Below are 16,277 nucleotides of genomic sequence, written 5' to 3' on the forward strand. Positions count from 1 at the left end.
TAATGGCAAGTGCCGCGACCGATGCCAAATATATAATCTGGGGGATAAATTATAAATATATTTCTATTTAATTAAAAAGAAGCCGCCCCGTAAAGGCTTATATTCCAGCGTTATGCATCGCACGCATTAAATATATATAATAAATGCTTCACCATACATAATGATGGAACTACCCACCCCAGAAAGCATAAAAAAGAAGCGCATAAGGCTAGGCCTCACGCAGAGCGAGCTGGCCGAGCGGGCGAAGGTGAGCCAGCCGCTGATAGCGCGCATCGAGTCCGGGGACGTGGACCCCCGGCTATCCACGATAAGGAGCATAATGACGGCGCTGGAGGAGATGGAAAGGTCGAGGATAACGGCCCGTGACCTGATGACGTCCCCTGTCGTCTCGCTATCGCCTGACGACACCGTGGAGGAGGCGGTCAAGCTCATGGAGAAGTACGGCTTCTCTCAGCTGCCAGTGCTCGAGAACGGCGTGCCCATCGGCAGCATTTCGGAGAACGTGCTCGTGCAGGCGATGGGCAGTCGTGACATAGATCGGATAAGTAACGCCAGGGTGCGCGAGCTAATGGAGGGGTCTTTCCCAGCGGTGGCCCCGGCTACAGACATGGGGACCATATCCGCCCTCCTCGAGACCAATCATGCCGTCCTCGTCATGGAGATGGGCAGGGTGGTGGGCGTCATCACCAAGTATAACTTAATGCGGCTCATTAAGAAGTGAGCTCACAAACTTTTATTAGGTATAGGGCAAATTAAGTTAGACGACGAGAGGATACCATTATGTCAGAGATATCTAAGGCACCAATCGCCCGGCTGTTAAGCCAGGCGGGCGGGGAAAGGGTCTCCGCCGAGGCGGTCGATGAGATGGTGAAGTACACTGAAGATTACGTGTTGAAGGTCGGCGCCGAGGCCAGCAAGCTCTGCGCCCACGCGGGCCGCAAGACCATAAAGGCGGACGACATTAAGCTGGCCGTTGAGCGGATAAAATTATAACAACAATCATACTTATAATAATTATTGTCCTCTTTTAAATGAGAACGCTCATCCTCTTTTATTATTTGGCCCGGGACCCGAACGCGTCACGTTGAATTACTAAAACGATGGTCGGGTAGATGGTTGGCGAATAAAAGAAGATGCGATGTCAAACCATCCGTTATCAAATAGAGCCTCCTCTTCAGTCTAAAGAAGGTTTTTCGTTATTTGACGAAAACATCACTCCGCCAAAATAAGGTACCGAGTTCCCGCTCATAAAAGGAAAAGAGGCACAAAACAAGTGCTACCATCGATTAATAAATTTTTATACAATAAAAAACATCAAATAAATGGCTAAACAACTGTCGATTCTTTCACAAGACTTATTTAGACGCAAGGACATTCTACATGTAAAATCATTATGGACTTTCACGCGTATGGAGGACAGAAGTTGAAGGAGATACGAATACACGGGCGGGGCGGCCAGGGCTCCGTCACAGCGGCAGAGCTCATCGCGGTCGCCGCATTCGAGGACGGCAAATGGAGCCAGGCCTTCCCATACTTCGGGACGGAAAGGCGAGGCGCACCCGTGACGGCGTTCGCAAGGATATCAGACAAAAAGATACGGGTCAGAAGCCAGATATACGAGCCAGACTACGTCATCGTGCAGGACCCATCACTGCTCTCAGTGGTAGACGTTGCGAGCGGCATCAAGAAGGATGGCCTCATTATAGTCAATACGGAGAAGGACCCATCGGAGCTGAAGATGGACACCAATGCGACGGTCAAGACCATCGATGCAACGACGCTCGCCATAAAAATTTTAGGCGTGCCAATCGTGAATACGGCCCTGCTGGGCGCTTTCGCAGGGGCTTCGGGACAGATACGCCTGGAATCGGTGAGCAAGGCAATAAAGGAAAGATTCCCTGGCAAGGTAGGCGAGAAGAACGTAGAGGCGGTCAGGCAGGCCTACGAGATGATGAGGGGGTGAAGCCATGGCTGCTAAGGAGAAGTTGACAATAGGCCTGGTGGCGAAGCCCGGCGGCACGCTGGGCTATAAGACTGGCGGATGGAGGACGTTCAGGGCGGTCATCGACCACGAGAAGTGCATAGGCTGTAAGAGGTGCGCCGATTCCTGCCCCGATGGGGCGCCATACGAGTGCGCCCACGACGGGAAGAAAAAGAAGTTTTGCGTCGATTATGATTATTGCAAGGGATGTGGAATTTGTGCGTTCGAGTGCCCCGTTGACGCTATCGAAATGATGAAGGAGGAAAAGTAATGGCCGCAAAGATGAAGGTAATCGAGGGCTCCATGGCGGTGGCCGAGGCGGTGAAGGCCTGCAGGCCTGCCGTGGTGTCGGCATACCCCATCACCCCCCAGACTCACATCGTCGAGGACATATCGCAGATGATAGCGGATGGGGAGATGCAGAATTGTGAGTACGTGAGGACCGAGAGCGAGTTCGGTGCCGCTTCCATGATACAGGGCGCCGAGGCGGCGGGGGCGAGGTCGTTCAGCGCCACCTCGAGCCAGGGGGCGGTCTTGATGTACGAGGTGCTGTTCAGCATAGCGGGCATGCGCCTCCCGTGCGTCATTGCGATGGCGAACCGCTCCGTCTCATCCCCGCTCTCGATATGGAACGACCACCAGGATGCCATATCTGCGAGGGATAATGGGTGGATACAGCTATGGGCGGAGGACAGCCAGGAGGCCGCGGACATGATAATCCAGGCCTACAGGATAGGCGAGGACCACCGTGTGCTGCTGCCCGTGATGGTCAACCTTGACGGGTTCATAATCACGCACACCTACGAGCCAGTGGAGCTATACGACCAGAAGATGGTCGACGAGTTCCTGCCCCCATACAGCCCGGTTTATGCCCTTGACCCAAAGAATCCAGTTACTATGGGCTCGCTGGCGCAGCCGGAGGTCTACACCGAGGCGCGCTACATGATCCACCAGGCGCAGTTGAAGGCTAAGGAAGTAATAGAGGAGGTCGCCCTGGAATTCAAAAAGAAGTTCGGCAGGTATGGGGGAGGGTTGATAGACGCCTACAGGATGGAGGACGCCGAGGTGGCCCTCATTGCCATGGGGTCCATCATTGGCACGATGAAGGACGCAGTTGATGAGATGCGCGCCGAGGGCATGCCGGTCGGCGTGGTGAAGGTCCGCTCTTACCGGCCATTCCCCGCTGAGGCGCTGCGGGCCGCCTTAAAGGACGTTAAGTGCGCATGCGTCATAGACAGGGACATATCGATGGGCATGGAGGGCGCATTATTCACCGACCTCAAGGCAGCGCTTTACGGCAAGTCGAAGGCTGACATCTTAGGCTTCATAGCCGGGATGGGCGGCCGTGATATCACTATAGACGATTTCAAGGGTATGGCAAGGAAGGGCTTCGCGAGGATCAGGGGCGAGAAGGTGACTGACATGGAATGGTGTAAGCTGGATACTGATATACTGCCGGAGGGGAGCTAAATGGCCGCGCTAGAAGACCTGTTCGCGTCGGGCCACAGGGCCTGCGCTGGCTGTGGATGCGCCCTGACGCTGAAAACGCTCTTGCGCGTCACAGGCCCGAACGTCATAATAGCACAGGCCACGGGTTGCATGGAGGTCATCTCGACTCCCTATCCCGAGAGCGCCTGGAAAGTGCCATGGATACACTCGCTGTTCGAGAACGCCGCGCCGGTGGCGGCGGGCATCGAGGCCGGGCTGAGGGCGACGGGCCGTAAGAACGACACCAAGGTGATAGCCATAGGAGGCGATGGCGCCACTTTCGATATCGGCTTCGGACACCTCTCCGGGGTCATGGAGAGGGGCCACGACATCCTATACCTGTGCTATGACAACGAGGCGTACATGAACACCGGCATACAGCGAAGCGGCTCCACCCCGTATGACGCCTCCACGACGACCACGCCGGCTGGCAAGCTATCCTTCGGCAACCAGAGGCCCAAGAAAAACCTGCCGGCGATAATGGCGGCGCACGGGGTGCCATACGTTGCCGTCACCTCGATAGCTTACCCTGCGGACTTCACCAAGAAGGTGAGGAAAGCGTTATCCATAGAAGGGCCTAAGTATATTCAGGTGCACGCGACGTGCACGCCTGGGTGGGGCATTGACAGCGCCATGTCCCTGGAGGTCCTGAGGCTCGCCGTCGAGACGGCCATGTACCCCCTCTTCGAGTACGAGAACGGCCAGATTACGAGCGTCCATAAGATCAAGGATAGAAAGCCGGTCAGGGAGTACCTGGAGAAGCAGAAGCGGTTCGCCCACCTCTTCAAGATGCCGGGCGGCGATAAGGAGATAGAGAAGATACAGCGGATAGCGGACCTTAACGCCGAGCACTTCGGCCTTGACGTGAAGCCTAAGGGCAAGGAGGCTGCCGCCGGAAAACAGTGAGGCAGGAGCTTTACATGTACGTTGGAAGGTTTGTTTGCGTGGGAAAAACGAATGGAAGGCTGTGGGCGGGATACAGGGTATCCTCCCGCTCTTTCCCTAACAGGTATGCGGTTAAGCTGAACGATAGCACCGTGGCCATCATGCCGAAAGACGTAAAGGACCTGGAGAAGAGCCCCTACATATCGTATAACTGCGTTAAGCTGGCGCACGGGACGGCGGTGGTCACAAATGGCTCACATACAGATACCATCATTGAGAAGATTGCCATGGGATACCCGGCGAGGGATGCCATGGCGCTAAGCCTCCTGGCGATGGACTACGAGAAGGACACGCTTGACACCCCGAGGATAGCTGCTGCAATATCCAAGGGCAGGGCATACCTGGGTATCGTGACCAGGGGCGGGGTAAACGTGAGCGAGCTCCCGCTCAATGATAGCGAATGCTTCATGGTGGCCACTTATGAGAAGACCTCTTTCTCGAAGCTGGCAGTCGAGGCAACTTCCGCGCAGGACGTCGCCAGAAAGATGTACGACCTGACCTTCGAGAAGCCCGTGTGCGCTGCGGGCGTGTACGAGGCGGGCGACGGCTTCGAAATTGGCTTATACAACGGGCCGTGAATATAATTTACGAGGCCACTCTTTTTTTATATTTATAGTATAATATCTATTAACGCATGCAAGAAAGCTATCGCGGGCGCTACAAGAAGTTTAACTTGAAGAGATTGTGCGCCCTTCTCATGGAGAATGCCGCCATGATGGACAGGGCGGCGAGCATGGAGGATGCCCTGAAGGGGCTAGCCTTTAAGATGGCAGCACTGGCCGGCGTGGACTCCTGTGTGATACTACAACAGGAGATAGACAATAGGTTTAAGGCCGTGGCAAAGCATGCGGTGGCCAATGGCTTCGACAGGGTCGTCCTCGGAGGCGATGCGGCGGAGGCCTTCAAAAAGAAAATGCCAACGCTGGCCGAAGCCAGGGACCTGGGGCTTCCCGACACCGAGGCTAACCGGCATACTCGCTTCCTCTGCATGCCACTCCTTTTTCATAGGAAACCCATCAGCCTGGCAGTGCTCTTTTCCGCTGGAAAAAGGCCTGAATTCACGGCTGACACACTAGAGATTCTCGCGATTACTGCGATGCAGGGAGCGCACGCCATCGACGAGCTTTACTATAAAGAGGAGATGAAGAAGCGCAGCGATGAGCTCCGCAGGCTATACGAGATCCAGCGCAGGATCACCCAGAGCATAGACTTTGAAAAGGCAACGGAAAGCATCGTGGAGAATGCTCCGTACATCACGAAGCTTAAGTATTGCTTGATCTACCTGCTAGACCCGGCCCAGCGTAACATCGTATCGGTAAAGGCACCGCATGAAGTGGAGAAAAAGTTCGGTAAGCTGACCTTCAGGCTCGACGAGCTCGTGGCCTCCAGGATAGCCATGGATGAGCGGAGGCCGCTGTTCATCGAGGATGCCCTCACCTACCCGAATATATCGCAGCGCATAGTGAGGATGCTCGGCTTCAAGTCGGCCATCGTGCTGCCCCTGATAGCGAGGGAAAGGGTGCTGGGCGTAATGTGGCTATACAGCACCGATAAGAAGGTGAAGTTCGACGAGGATGACAAGAGGAGCGCTATGGCCCTGTCTGACCAGGCGGCCATAGTCATCGATAACGCCCGCATATTCAAGGAGCTTGAGGAGTCGTACGAAAAGCTGAAAGACCTGGATAAGATGAAGATGGACTTTTTTACCCTTATCTCGCATGAGCTGAGGAACCCCCTTGCGGTAATAAGGGGCTTCACGGAGCTTCTATATGAGGGCACGCTGGGGCCGCTGAACGACAGGCAGAAGGAAAAGCTCCAGAGAATAATGGAAAACGTGGACAAGATGGCCGACATGGTCGGCAAGATGTCTGAGGTTTCCATCGTGGAGACTAAGCGTTACCCTCTCGAGAGGATGCCCGTATCCTTAAGCGACATGGTCGCCGGGCTGGTTAGCGAGATGGGCTTCCTCTTTAAGAATAAGCATATAACGCTTAAGGTTGACGTGCCCCAGAGCCTTCCCCTGGTGGAGGTGGACCGCGAAAAGATAGAGCAGGTCCTCCTCAACCTTTTAAATAACGCAATGAAGTATACGCCAGAAGGCGGGGAGGTCAGCGTCTCGGCGAGAGACCAGGTGAGCGAAATACTCGTTTCCGTCCACGACACCGGGATAGGCATACCGAGGAAAGACCTGGACAAGATTTTTTCCGGGTTTTACCATGCGGGCTATAAGCTTTCATATGAATATAAGGGCCCGGGCCTTGGACTGGCCGTCTCCAGGAGGATAGTGGAGAGCCATGGCGGCCGCATATGGGCGGAGAGCGAGGAGGGAAAGGGCAGCACCTTCTACTTCACGATACCAAAGTCGCTGATAATAAAAAGATAGGGCAGGTATAGGCTGCCACTTTATAGTATTATCTCGATGTCGAGCTCTTCGGCGAGCTCCTTGTACCTGTTCCTTATGGTCACCTCGGTGACGCCGGCCACGTTGGCGAATTTTAATTGTGGTCATATTCCCTGCGTCGTTCATACTGAAGAGGCCGGGGACTTAGCATTCGCCAGTTCTCAGGTAAACTATTAACTGCTATCTTTTGGCCTATTTCTCGGCCGAATTACTTGTTTCTATTACTGCCAGCATTTCGTTCCTTAAATGCTGTATTCTTGACAGGCTGGTCGGATTGGTCGGATGATTTCGATTCGCGCTCTTTCTCGAGTATTACTGCCGCGTTAAACCCCTGGAAGTTGATGCTATACGTTTCTTCCCCATTCGATTCTTCATAGTTTAACAGCCCCAAAAAAATCAGCGCTCTATCTTTAGCATAATGGCCGCCGCCACCCTTGATTACGCGCTTGATGTTCGAGTAGTCTACGCGCATACTTCTGGATACTTGGCTTATGGTCATGTGAAAGGGGTTTTTCATGAAAAATATGAGGACGTCTCCCCGTAACTTGCTTTCGTGTACTGCCTTGTACACGTTAACCCCGTATGTCCTTATCATTTCATCCGCGTACTCGTTAATTTCGTTCATTCTTACACCCGTGTTGAAAGTCGCATATACTATCGCCCCTTATTATCGTTGGTTAATCGTTTTAATATATATCCTTTATCGTAACATCCTCTAACTATATTTTATATTACTTTTTTATTATTAAGAGTCCGTGTTTTTGCCTGTAAGAAAGTTAGTAGATGCCGTCCGGCATTAGCCTGATCATACAATCCTTGGCTCATCCTTGGCTCATCATTGGCTCAATTAAATATAAATAATTTGATTGCTTTTTAATCATTTGAAAAACGGGCGTATGAGAGTTAATGCCTTCAGGGACTCGTGCATGGTGAACGGTCATCTAAACCTTTGTTTCCGTGCCGGGTCCCCGAAGGCGGCGATTTCATATGCACACTATGGAGAGTGATACAATGAAACCGAACAAAATACTAGTATTGGCACTCGCAGGCTTAATGCTTGCGGTAACCACAAGTAGTACAGCATTCGCATACATAGCTGAGTATTCAGGCACAGATTACTCGCATATAACAGGGCCTTCATCTGTAGCGAATACAGGCACGATAACGGAACAAATCCCGGTAGCCGGGTCAGTACAATTGAGATGGAAGAATGACTTGAAAAACGATATGAGTTCAGGGAATGCGTATTTTGGAATCCAGTATAGTTCTGGATATGCAGGAGGCTTGAATTGGGAGAGCAGCGGCGATCTTTATCTTCCACCCAACGGTTATCATGTTGAAGTCACCGTAACTACGCCAACGGTAGATACAACTTACATGCCGCCGCTTCCGACGACTGACACTCTAAATATTAACCACAAGTATAGGGCTGCTTCCTCGCCATACTGGTATGGTACTGACTTCTGGCAGACCCAGAAATACGAATATCTTCACCTGTAATTCTGGCATATCCAGAAACACGGATACACGTCAAGATGAAAAGTTTCAGAACATATAAAATGTATTTAAAAACTTAAATTTTTATTTTATGTAGAGGAAAGGTGTAAGCATGGGCAACGTGATCAGGATTGCTAAAAAGGAGTTCGCTGATTTGCTTGGTAATAGGATAGTTTTTCTTTTACTCGCCATTTTTGCCGTTATTATTATACTTAATGCGCAGGGGATCGATGATTACATGGATTACATGTCCAGTGGCCTTGTGATGTGGGATATGTATGGTAATAGTGTTTCTAATCTTCTGCTTGGCAGTATTTTGACTTGTTTAACCTTTTTTGGAGAGTTTGTCGGCGTAATTGTTGGTTTCTCGATTTTTGCGGGCGATAGGTACAGTTATTCTTTGAACACGCTTCTCGTTAAGCCGTTGTATCGTGATTCGATAATTAATGGCAAACTGTTGGGGGCTTTAGGGTTTTTAGCCTGTATTTGCGGCTTTACAATTATGCTCTCCGTGGCCTGTATGCTCATTTTTGCGGGTAACTATGCCGCCCCGTATCTACTGGAATTTTTATCCAGGCTGCCTCTCGTGTTCCTGGTGGTTCTGGCTTTTATGATGATATACATGGCATTATCCATGTTATTGTCCCTGGTGATACCGGAACAGTCTCTGGCGCTCATATCAATCCTCTTGTTAGTCGTTATTATCAATAGTGCAAACGCTGTAGATGTTGCGGCGCCTTTTGGCGTATTTTTTAATAGTTCGCTTGCCACCAAGTTGGTTGCGGGTTTATCCCCCCACGTTATTAGAGACCATATTTATAATGCTGGGCTTTTTAATCCTTCGTATGATTTTTTTAGTGCTTTATCGGTTGCTAAGTTCGATATTCTCTGGATGGTCTTGTATGCGGTTATACCGGTTTTGTTCAGCTACATCGTGTTTTTGAGGAGGGATGTTAGTTGAACGCTTTATTAAGAACGTTACGGCCGACATACTGTATAGCTAACCACGAGTTTACCAGAGTGATGAAAGCTCCGCTGGTTTACACGGTACTGGGGATATTGTTTGTTATGGCGGTTCTCAGCGGATATTATTGGTCTTATCAGGTGAGCATGGCGAATCATAGTATTAGTTATTACGACTATGCATTGAGAGGTTTGGGCAATACGGTATATTTTAATGCGATGTTTTTATCGATTGTAGCATTGTCTATTGGCGTATTATCCATTATGGAGGATCGTGCTAGAAGTAGTATTAGTGTTCTTCTTACTAAGCCTGTTTATAGGCGGGATATTATCCTGGGGAAGTTTTTCGGCCTTTCCGCGTTCATGTTTCTTTTAGCCGCTTTCGTCTCCATCATGGACCTTGCGGTCTTGATGATGTTTAATAGCGGCCCTGTCCCGATCGGTGATTGTGTTTTGAGGCTTGTCACTATTATTGTTTTGTTAACGCTTGAATGCTCGATCACCATTTGTATAACCATGCTAGCCGGCCTGGTGCTTAAAAACCTGCTTGCAGTCGTATCGTTGGTCGTTACCTGGTTTTTCGTCATATGGTATGCAGGCAACTATCTAGAATCCGTCCTGGGTAACCTGGCAGTGCTCATAAGCCCGGAGCTATTGTTCATGATGATCATGTTGGGCTACTCCCACGTGGGTTCTTCTGAGGTTGTGCGTTTGACGGAAAGTTCGAATTCGTATTCGTTATGGCTTGGTTGCGTGTTGCCGTTTATCATTGTCATGATTTTAGAGCCGTTTGTTTTGACGGCTGTGAATTGTATGATTTTTACGAGGGAGGAATGAACAGATATGGTCCGTGTCAGGTATGCTTTAGTGCTGGTTTTTTTGTTGTTGTTTATCGGCGTTATGCCGTTTAGCGCTTATTCATCCAGGGTCGTTCAGATCGGCGCGTATAATACGCTCTCGGTTGCGTTAATGGATAATGGCTCTGTGTGGACGTGGGGCGACAGCCCGATGGGCTCTTCGGTCCCCGTAATGCTGGATGTTTCTAATGTTACTGCTGTGGCGCCGGGAATGAATTTCATCTTGTTCTTGAAGAACGATGGCACGGTGTGGGCGTGCGGCGATAATCGGTGCGGCGAACTCGGCGATGGCGGCAATACGAGTAGTTATGATCACGCTGTCCGTGTGGGTGACTTATCGGATGTTAAAATGATCGCCGCGTCAGGCAGTACTGGCATGGCCTTGAAGGGTGATGGCACGGTGTGGGCGTGGGGGAGCAATAATTACGGCGAGCTTGGAACTGGCGGCACTCCCGGTCTTCTAAGCGGCGGCAGTTACTCCTTTTACCCGGTGCAGGTCCCCATTTCTGATGTTACTTCTATTACTGCGGGCGATGGCAACTTTTTTGCTTTGAAGAGCGATGGCACATTATGGGGATGGGGGAGCGATGACGAGGGAAGCCTTGGAGTGGACGTGAGCGATAGCGGGATAACCGTATGGACTGACATTAGTAACAATACGCGGGCGGTCGCGGCCAAACCGATACAAATCCCCCTTTCTGGTGTTACTGCTATCTCCTCGAATGGTGAGAATACGCTTGTAATAATTAACGGCTCGCTGTGGGCGTGGGGCGATAACACGTACGGCCAGCTCGGAACAGGCAATACAATCAGTGCCGGCCAGCCGGTCAAGGTAAAAGGATTAACTGACGTTACGTCCGTCATTGCACAGACAACTTATTCGGTCGCTTTGAAAAGCGACGGCACAGTATGGGCGTGGGGCCAGAGCATGGCGGGGGGAGGATACCTGGGAGTTGCTGGAAGCGGCGGAGTAACGACTAATACGCCGGCAATGGTCTCAGGGATTAACGACGTAACTCAATTAGCTGGCGGATACGCTCATATCCTGGCGTTAAAGAGCGACGGAACAGTGTGGGCGTGGGGAAGCAACAAATATAACGAATTAGGAAACGGGAGAGCAGGAACAGGATCGTTAACTCCCGTCCAGGTAATGATAGACTCTCAAACAGCCTCGGGCGCAGTTGTGTCAGTCACAGCGACCGCGCCACGTATAACTAATGGACAAAGCAATGATCTCAACACGTTCAGCATTGGAGTAGTAATCCTGTTCATACTAGCAGGAGGCTTCGTGTACGCATTTTTATTACGGAAAAAATAACGGGTAACGACCACACTGGACTACGATGCTCCAGTAAGGGCCTTGTCGACGTTAAAACTCTACTGGCTGGCTGGGGCCTGGTCGGTGGACTTAAAAAATGGCGGGACAGTGTGGGCGCGAGGATTTGACGGGAATGAAGTGTTTGGAATAGTAGAATATACGATGTCGAAGCGGTACTCGTAGAGCTACCCATTAAAGATGTCGTAGCGATAAGCGGTAAACGAAAAAAATATTAGAACCTAATTTGTGGAACACGACGATAATATAAATATAAAAAAAATCATGGGGCGGCTAACGCCGTCCTGTTTATAGTATTATCTCGATGTCGAGCTCTTCGGCGAGCTCCTTGTACCTGTTCCTTATGGTCACCTCGGTGACGCCGGCCACGTTGGCGAATTTTAATTGTGGTCATATTCCCTGCGTCGTTCATACTGAAGAGGCCGGGGACTTAGCATTCGCCAGTTCTCAGGTAAACTATTAACTGCTATCTTTTGGCCTATTTCTCGGCCGAATTACTTGTTTCTATTACTGCCAGCATTTCGTTCCTTAAATGCTGTATTCTTGACAGGCTGGTCGGATTGGTCGGATGATTTCGATTCGCGCTCTTTCTCGAGTATTACTGCCGCGTTAAACCCCTGGAAGTTGATGCTATACGTTTCTTCCCCATTCGATTCTTCATAGTTTAACAGCCCCAAAAAAATCAGCGCTCTATCTTTAGCATAATGGCCGCCGCCACCCTTGATTACGCGCTTGATGTTCGAGTAGTCTACGCGCATACTTCTGGATACTTGGCTTATGGTCATGTGAAAGGGGTTTTTCATGAAAAATATGAGGACGTCTCCCCGTAACTTGCTTTCGTGTACTGCCTTGTACACGTTAACCCCGTATGTCCTTATCATTTCATCCGCGTACTCGTTAATTTCGTTCATTCTTACACCCGTGTTGAAAGTCGCATATACTATCGCCCCTTATTATCGTTGGTTAATCGTTTTAATATATATCCTTTATCGTAACATCCTCTAACTATATTTTATATTACTTTTTTATTATTAAGAGTCCGTGTTTTTGCCTGTAAGAAAGTTAGTAGATGCCGTCCGGCATTAGCCTGATCATACAATCCTTGGCTCATCCTTGGCTCATCATTGGCTCAATTAAATATAAATAATTTGATTGCTTTTTAATCATTTGAAAAACGGGCGTATGAGAGTTAATGCCTTCAGGGACTCGTGCATGGTGAACGGTCATCTAAACCTTTGTTTCCGTGCCGGGTCCCCGAAGGCGGCGATTTCATATGCACACTATGGAGAGTGATACAATGAAACCGAACAAAATACTAGTATTGGCACTCGCAGGCTTAATGCTTGCGGTAGTGACCAGTGGAATGGCATCGGCAGCACGAGTCCCGGATGCCACGAGCAGGATGACCAGCGGTTATAATGCTCTCTGGACGGGAAGTACCGGGTCCACCGACATCACTCCGCCTGAAGTGCTCAGATGGGACATCGCATATAAGAACGAGATGCCTGGCAATGAGTCCATCAATGCGATGAGCAACTACAAGTTCGGCAGCGGTGGACAGGTGTGGGGCCACACGTACGCATACGATATCCCCAGTGGATCGACCTGGTGGTTACATGACCACTCGAGTGAACTGTTCTCGACCACCGCACAGAACACTGACTGGGACCTCTACCGAAATCACTACTACTGGAATGATTACCGGTGCTCTGAGACCTGGCCGTACGCTCAGGAGGAGCTCATTTAAAGTGGCTCCTCTTTTTTTTTATTTCACAGGCAACGAGTAGGGTGGTACCTTGGGTAACGTGTTGAAGGTCGCGAGGAAGGAGTTCGCAGAGATTACCGGTAACCCAGCGTTCCTGGTCGCAGTCGCCGTCTACATATTGTTGATTATACTGATGGTTAAGATTGACGTTGACGGTTTTCAGGGTGAAACGTCCATACAGGTAATCCAGGGAATGCTAATTCATCGGATGTCCAGCATTTATAGTACGTGGTTTTGTATTGTCCCGGTCTTTATCGGTTTTTCCTGCATGGCCTCGGAGTACGGCGGCACGTTGAACACGTTGCTCACTAAGCCGGTATATCGTGATACGATTATCAATGGTAAGCTGATCGCGTGCCTGGGTGGCATCCTCTGCCTGAACGTCCTTGCTTTCCTGTTCATGGCTTCACTGATGATCATTTTATTCGGCGGAATAGTTGTACAGGCATTGTTGAGCATGTTCGGCACGATTGTGGTGCTCTTCTTTTTCTCATTGCTCTACTCATCGATATTCCTTCTGTTTTCCATGCTGATCGGCATACTCATCAAAGAGAGGAGCGCGGCCTTCCTGGTCTGCATGCTAATGCTCATCCTTATAGTCCTTATAATTCCCACCGCACCGTTCGTCGGCAGCCTGTCGAAAATTTTTGGCATGGTGAACCCGGCCTTCGAAGCGCCGGCTAACCGGCTGCTTACTGAGATGATGCCCAAAATCATCATATCCAATATATACATGACGAGTATGCCGCAGCTCGGCTGGTCGGATTATTTCTCCGTTTATGCCAAGGTTTTGCTCTTTATCTACCCGCTGGTATTGCTGATCTTATGCTACATCTCGTTCTTGCGGAGGGATATCGCGTGAGAGCAATCACGAGAATCGCCGGGAACGAGGTCTCGATCATCCTCAGGCAGCCGATCATAATAGCGGTGTTTGCCATACTGTTGGTCCTGGCTATTCTGCACGGCATGGGGCACGCATTGATGATAAGGTCCGGCCTCGCCGTCAATCCGGTTCCGGAGGTCGATCCCTTCTTCGATGTCGGCGTGCAGAATATCGTTTGGCCCACGTCTGTGTACCTATCGGCGGTGGCCATGTTCATCGGGATTCTCTCGAGTATTGATGAGAAGTCATCCGGGGCGATGCGAGTGCTCATCGCCAAGCCGCTGTACCGTAGAGACATCGTCGTCGGCAAGTTTTTGGGCATCTCGCTGTTGATGCTTCTTCTCACCGTGGCCTTCGTATCATTATTCGTCGCTTCATTGTTGATATTCTACGGGGGGCCGCAATCTCCCTATGAGCTGATCAGGGTCCCAGCCTATATGGTCGTGTTGTACGTGTACGTCATGTTTTTCCTGGCTATATCCATGCTCATCGGATTTGTATGTAACAATGTTTATTTGGCATTGGGACTCGCCGGACTATTCTACTGGTCGGATCTAACGATGTCCGGCGTATTCAGCGTCATCGAGGAAATCAATAAATTTTTAAATTATATCAGCCCCGTGCACGTTTTGTTTAAGGCTTTGTATGTGAATGATCATTCGATGTTTGATTTGTTGCTGCCTTTCAGCGAGTGGATTTCGGGGGCGCTACCCATAGTGGTGTGGTCTGCGTTGTTGGTTATCATCATCTTGCTGGTCAATAGCTATCTCTTTAGTAGGTATGATGCCTGATGGATAAGCAGGGGCTGGTCAAGTGGAAGTTGGAAGCATGTTGAAGGTTATCATGTTATCGGCGGCATTGCTGGTATTGTTAGTTGTAACTGCTGGTGTTTCGGTGGCTGAGAGCAGCGTAGATTTACCCGGGTTCATTTCCATTAAAGGTGGCCAGAGCCATATATTGGCTCTCGGGGATGATGGCACAGTGTGGGGATGGGGCCTAAATAGTGAGGGCCGTATCGGCATTGAGCAGAACGATGTCATCGTGACTCAGCCTGCCAGGGTGGAAGGCGTATCAAATGTGACGGCTATCGATTCCTTTTTCTCGGATTCGATGGCTTTGCGCGACGACGGCACGGTGTGGGTGTGGGGGGAGAGTAGTCGCTACTTTAAAAACGATAGCGTGGGACTGCAAGTCCCGGTACAGGTCCCCGGCATCTCCGGGGTCAGGCAGGTCGTCTGCGGCCAGTGGTATGGCATAGCATTGAGGGATGATGGCACGGTATGGGCATGGGGCAGCAACGATCACGGCCAGCTCGGCGATGGCACCCAGGTGTCAGCACACTATTATACGACGCCGGTGCAGGTGCCCGGCCTTTCCGAAGTCAGGCTGATTGCAACCAATGGCGGCACGATCTTCGCTGTCAAGGCGGACGGGGTGTGGGCATGGGGCGCGACACACGAGGCGATGACTGGCTGGAGTGGCATGGGTAAAAAAGTGTACACCTCCAAGCCGATACAGGTGGTCTCGCTGCCCGGCATCGTGTCCTGCGCGGTGAACAACGAACAATTGTACATGGTAACTGAGAACGGAGAGGTCTGGGTGAAAGATGGAACGTCTAACGGATCGCTAATCCCGAGTCGTGTATTCGGCTTGCAGGATATTCTTCTGGTCAATGCAGGAATAAGTCATGTCGTGGCTCTTGGCCGGGATGGCAGCGTGTACGCCTGGGGTGAGAACGACCACGGGCAGATCGGGGATGGCACCACGACCGACCGACAAACGCCTTACAAAGTGGATGTTCCACCGGCCAAAACGGTGTTCGCGGGCTATTACCAGACGTTCATTATCGACGAGAATGATGACCTGTGGGGGTGGGGGAGGGATGAGATCGGAGAGCTTGGCGCAGGAAAATCCCAGGCTAGAACGCTACCGGTAAAAGCCTCGTTCAACGGCGACGCGATAACGCCCATCGAAACCGCCACAACATCCACAGTAACGTCACAACCCCAGATCAACACGGTCACAGGCCAACCCGCTTCAGGCCCGGGGTTCGGCGCCAACATCATAGTGGTTCTCGGCTGTCTGAGCATCACCGCCATTCTAATCTCCAGGTATGCAGGTGGAAAGAGATGAGCGCCGGCACTACAAACAGACTCAAAGT

The 16,277-nt window shown here is 50.7% G+C and carries 17 protein-coding genes and 1 pseudogene; 16 read left to right on the forward strand and 2 right to left on the reverse strand.

Annotation, left to right across the window (positions count from 1 at the left end; translation table 11 throughout):
* The first annotated feature begins 163 nt into the window (after positions 1–163).
* The 8 genes and pseudogenes from MTC_RS04205 to MTC_RS04240 all read left to right on the forward strand — a co-directional run bounded on the left by MTC_RS04205 (position 164) and on the right by MTC_RS04240 (position 6,797).
* Positions 164–721 (forward strand): CBS domain-containing protein, encoded by a 558-nt coding sequence (locus MTC_RS04205; RefSeq protein ID WP_048189537.1) that lies wholly within the window; start codon positions 164–166, stop codon positions 719–721.
* A gap of 50 nt (positions 722–771) precedes the next feature.
* A pseudogene (locus tag MTC_RS04210) lies at positions 772–993 on the forward strand (histone family protein); the annotation flags it as partial.
* Positions 994–1,423: 430 nt separating this feature from the next.
* Positions 1,424–1,963 (forward strand): pyruvate ferredoxin oxidoreductase subunit gamma, encoded by a 540-nt coding sequence (locus MTC_RS04215; RefSeq protein WP_014405440.1) that lies wholly within the window; start codon positions 1,424–1,426, stop codon positions 1,961–1,963.
* A gap of 4 nt (positions 1,964–1,967) precedes the next feature.
* Positions 1,968–2,252 (forward strand): 4Fe-4S binding protein, encoded by a 285-nt coding sequence (locus tag MTC_RS04220; protein WP_014405441.1) that lies wholly within the window; start codon positions 1,968–1,970, stop codon positions 2,250–2,252.
* Positions 2,252–3,451, forward strand: coding sequence for a transketolase C-terminal domain-containing protein (locus tag MTC_RS04225; RefSeq protein ID WP_014405442.1), 1,200 nt, complete (start codon positions 2,252–2,254; stop codon positions 3,449–3,451). The genes MTC_RS04220 and MTC_RS04225 overlap by 1 nt, the downstream gene beginning before the upstream one ends.
* The gene (gene porB, locus MTC_RS04230) at positions 3,452–4,375 is read left to right on the forward strand and encodes a pyruvate synthase subunit PorB (protein WP_014405443.1); all 924 of its coding nucleotides are present in this window, start codon (positions 3,452–3,454) and stop codon (positions 4,373–4,375) included. It abuts the gene before it with no gap.
* A gap of 14 nt (positions 4,376–4,389) precedes the next feature.
* Entirely contained in the window at positions 4,390–4,992 is a 603-nt protein-coding gene (locus tag MTC_RS04235; protein ID WP_014405444.1) for an IMP cyclohydrolase, read from the forward strand.
* Positions 4,993–5,048: 56 nt separating this feature from the next.
* Entirely contained in the window at positions 5,049–6,797 is a 1,749-nt protein-coding gene (locus MTC_RS04240; protein WP_014405445.1) for a sensor histidine kinase, read from the forward strand.
* A gap of 226 nt (positions 6,798–7,023) precedes the next feature.
* Here MTC_RS04240 and MTC_RS04245 read toward each other — a convergent pair whose 3' ends face one another.
* Positions 7,024–7,440 carry an archaellum operon transcriptional activator EarA family protein gene (locus MTC_RS04245; RefSeq protein WP_014405446.1) on the reverse strand — a complete coding sequence of 139 codons (417 nt, stop codon included), beginning with the start codon at positions 7,438–7,440 and terminating at the stop codon, positions 7,024–7,026.
* 386 nt (positions 7,441–7,826) lie between these two features.
* Here MTC_RS04245 and MTC_RS04250 point away from each other — a divergent pair, with 386 nt between their 5' ends.
* From MTC_RS04250 to MTC_RS04265, 4 genes are all read left to right on the forward strand, one after another.
* The gene (locus MTC_RS04250) at positions 7,827–8,315 is read left to right on the forward strand and encodes a hypothetical protein (RefSeq protein WP_143767066.1); all 489 of its coding nucleotides are present in this window, start codon (positions 7,827–7,829) and stop codon (positions 8,313–8,315) included.
* Between the two features lie 109 nt (positions 8,316–8,424).
* The gene (locus MTC_RS04255) at positions 8,425–9,273 is read left to right on the forward strand and encodes an ABC transporter permease (protein ID WP_014405448.1); all 849 of its coding nucleotides are present in this window, start codon (positions 8,425–8,427) and stop codon (positions 9,271–9,273) included.
* Positions 9,270–10,112, forward strand: a complete 843-nt coding sequence (locus MTC_RS04260; RefSeq protein ID WP_014405449.1) for an ABC transporter permease — start codon at positions 9,270–9,272, stop codon at positions 10,110–10,112. The genes MTC_RS04255 and MTC_RS04260 overlap by 4 nt, the downstream gene beginning before the upstream one ends.
* 6 nt (positions 10,113–10,118) lie before the next feature.
* The gene (locus MTC_RS04265) at positions 10,119–11,450 is read left to right on the forward strand and encodes an RCC1 domain-containing protein (protein WP_014405450.1); all 1,332 of its coding nucleotides are present in this window, start codon (positions 10,119–10,121) and stop codon (positions 11,448–11,450) included.
* A gap of 512 nt (positions 11,451–11,962) precedes the next feature.
* On the opposite strand, the gene MTC_RS04270 is transcribed toward MTC_RS04265, so the two are convergent.
* Positions 11,963–12,379, reverse strand: a complete 417-nt coding sequence (locus MTC_RS04270) for an archaellum operon transcriptional activator EarA family protein (protein WP_014405446.1) — start codon at positions 12,377–12,379, stop codon at positions 11,963–11,965.
* A 440-nt stretch (positions 12,380–12,819) separates the two neighbouring features.
* Here MTC_RS04270 and MTC_RS04275 point away from each other — a divergent pair, with 440 nt between their 5' ends.
* The 4 genes from MTC_RS04275 to MTC_RS04290 are packed head-to-tail and all read left to right on the forward strand — an operon-like array spanning position 12,820 to position 16,249.
* The gene (locus MTC_RS04275) at positions 12,820–13,215 is read left to right on the forward strand and encodes a hypothetical protein (protein ID WP_143767067.1); all 396 of its coding nucleotides are present in this window, start codon (positions 12,820–12,822) and stop codon (positions 13,213–13,215) included.
* Between the two features lie 58 nt (positions 13,216–13,273).
* Complete coding sequence (locus MTC_RS04280) at positions 13,274–14,095, forward strand: ABC transporter permease (RefSeq protein WP_237705996.1); 822 nt, start codon at positions 13,274–13,276, stop codon at positions 14,093–14,095.
* On the forward strand, positions 14,092–14,907 hold the full coding sequence (locus tag MTC_RS04285) for an ABC transporter permease subunit (RefSeq protein ID WP_014405453.1): 816 nt from the start codon (positions 14,092–14,094) through the stop codon (positions 14,905–14,907). Before MTC_RS04280 ends, MTC_RS04285 begins: the two co-directional genes overlap by 4 nt.
* Positions 14,908–14,929: 22 nt before the next feature.
* The gene (locus MTC_RS04290; protein ID WP_237705968.1) at positions 14,930–16,249 is read left to right on the forward strand and encodes an RCC1 domain-containing protein; all 1,320 of its coding nucleotides are present in this window, start codon (positions 14,930–14,932) and stop codon (positions 16,247–16,249) included.
* Positions 16,250–16,277 lie beyond the last annotated feature (28 nt).

The sequence above is a fragment of the Methanocella conradii HZ254 genome, assembly GCF_000251105.1.
In the GTDB taxonomy this organism is placed as follows: Archaea; Halobacteriota; Methanocellia; order Methanocellales; family Methanocellaceae; genus Methanocella; species Methanocella conradii.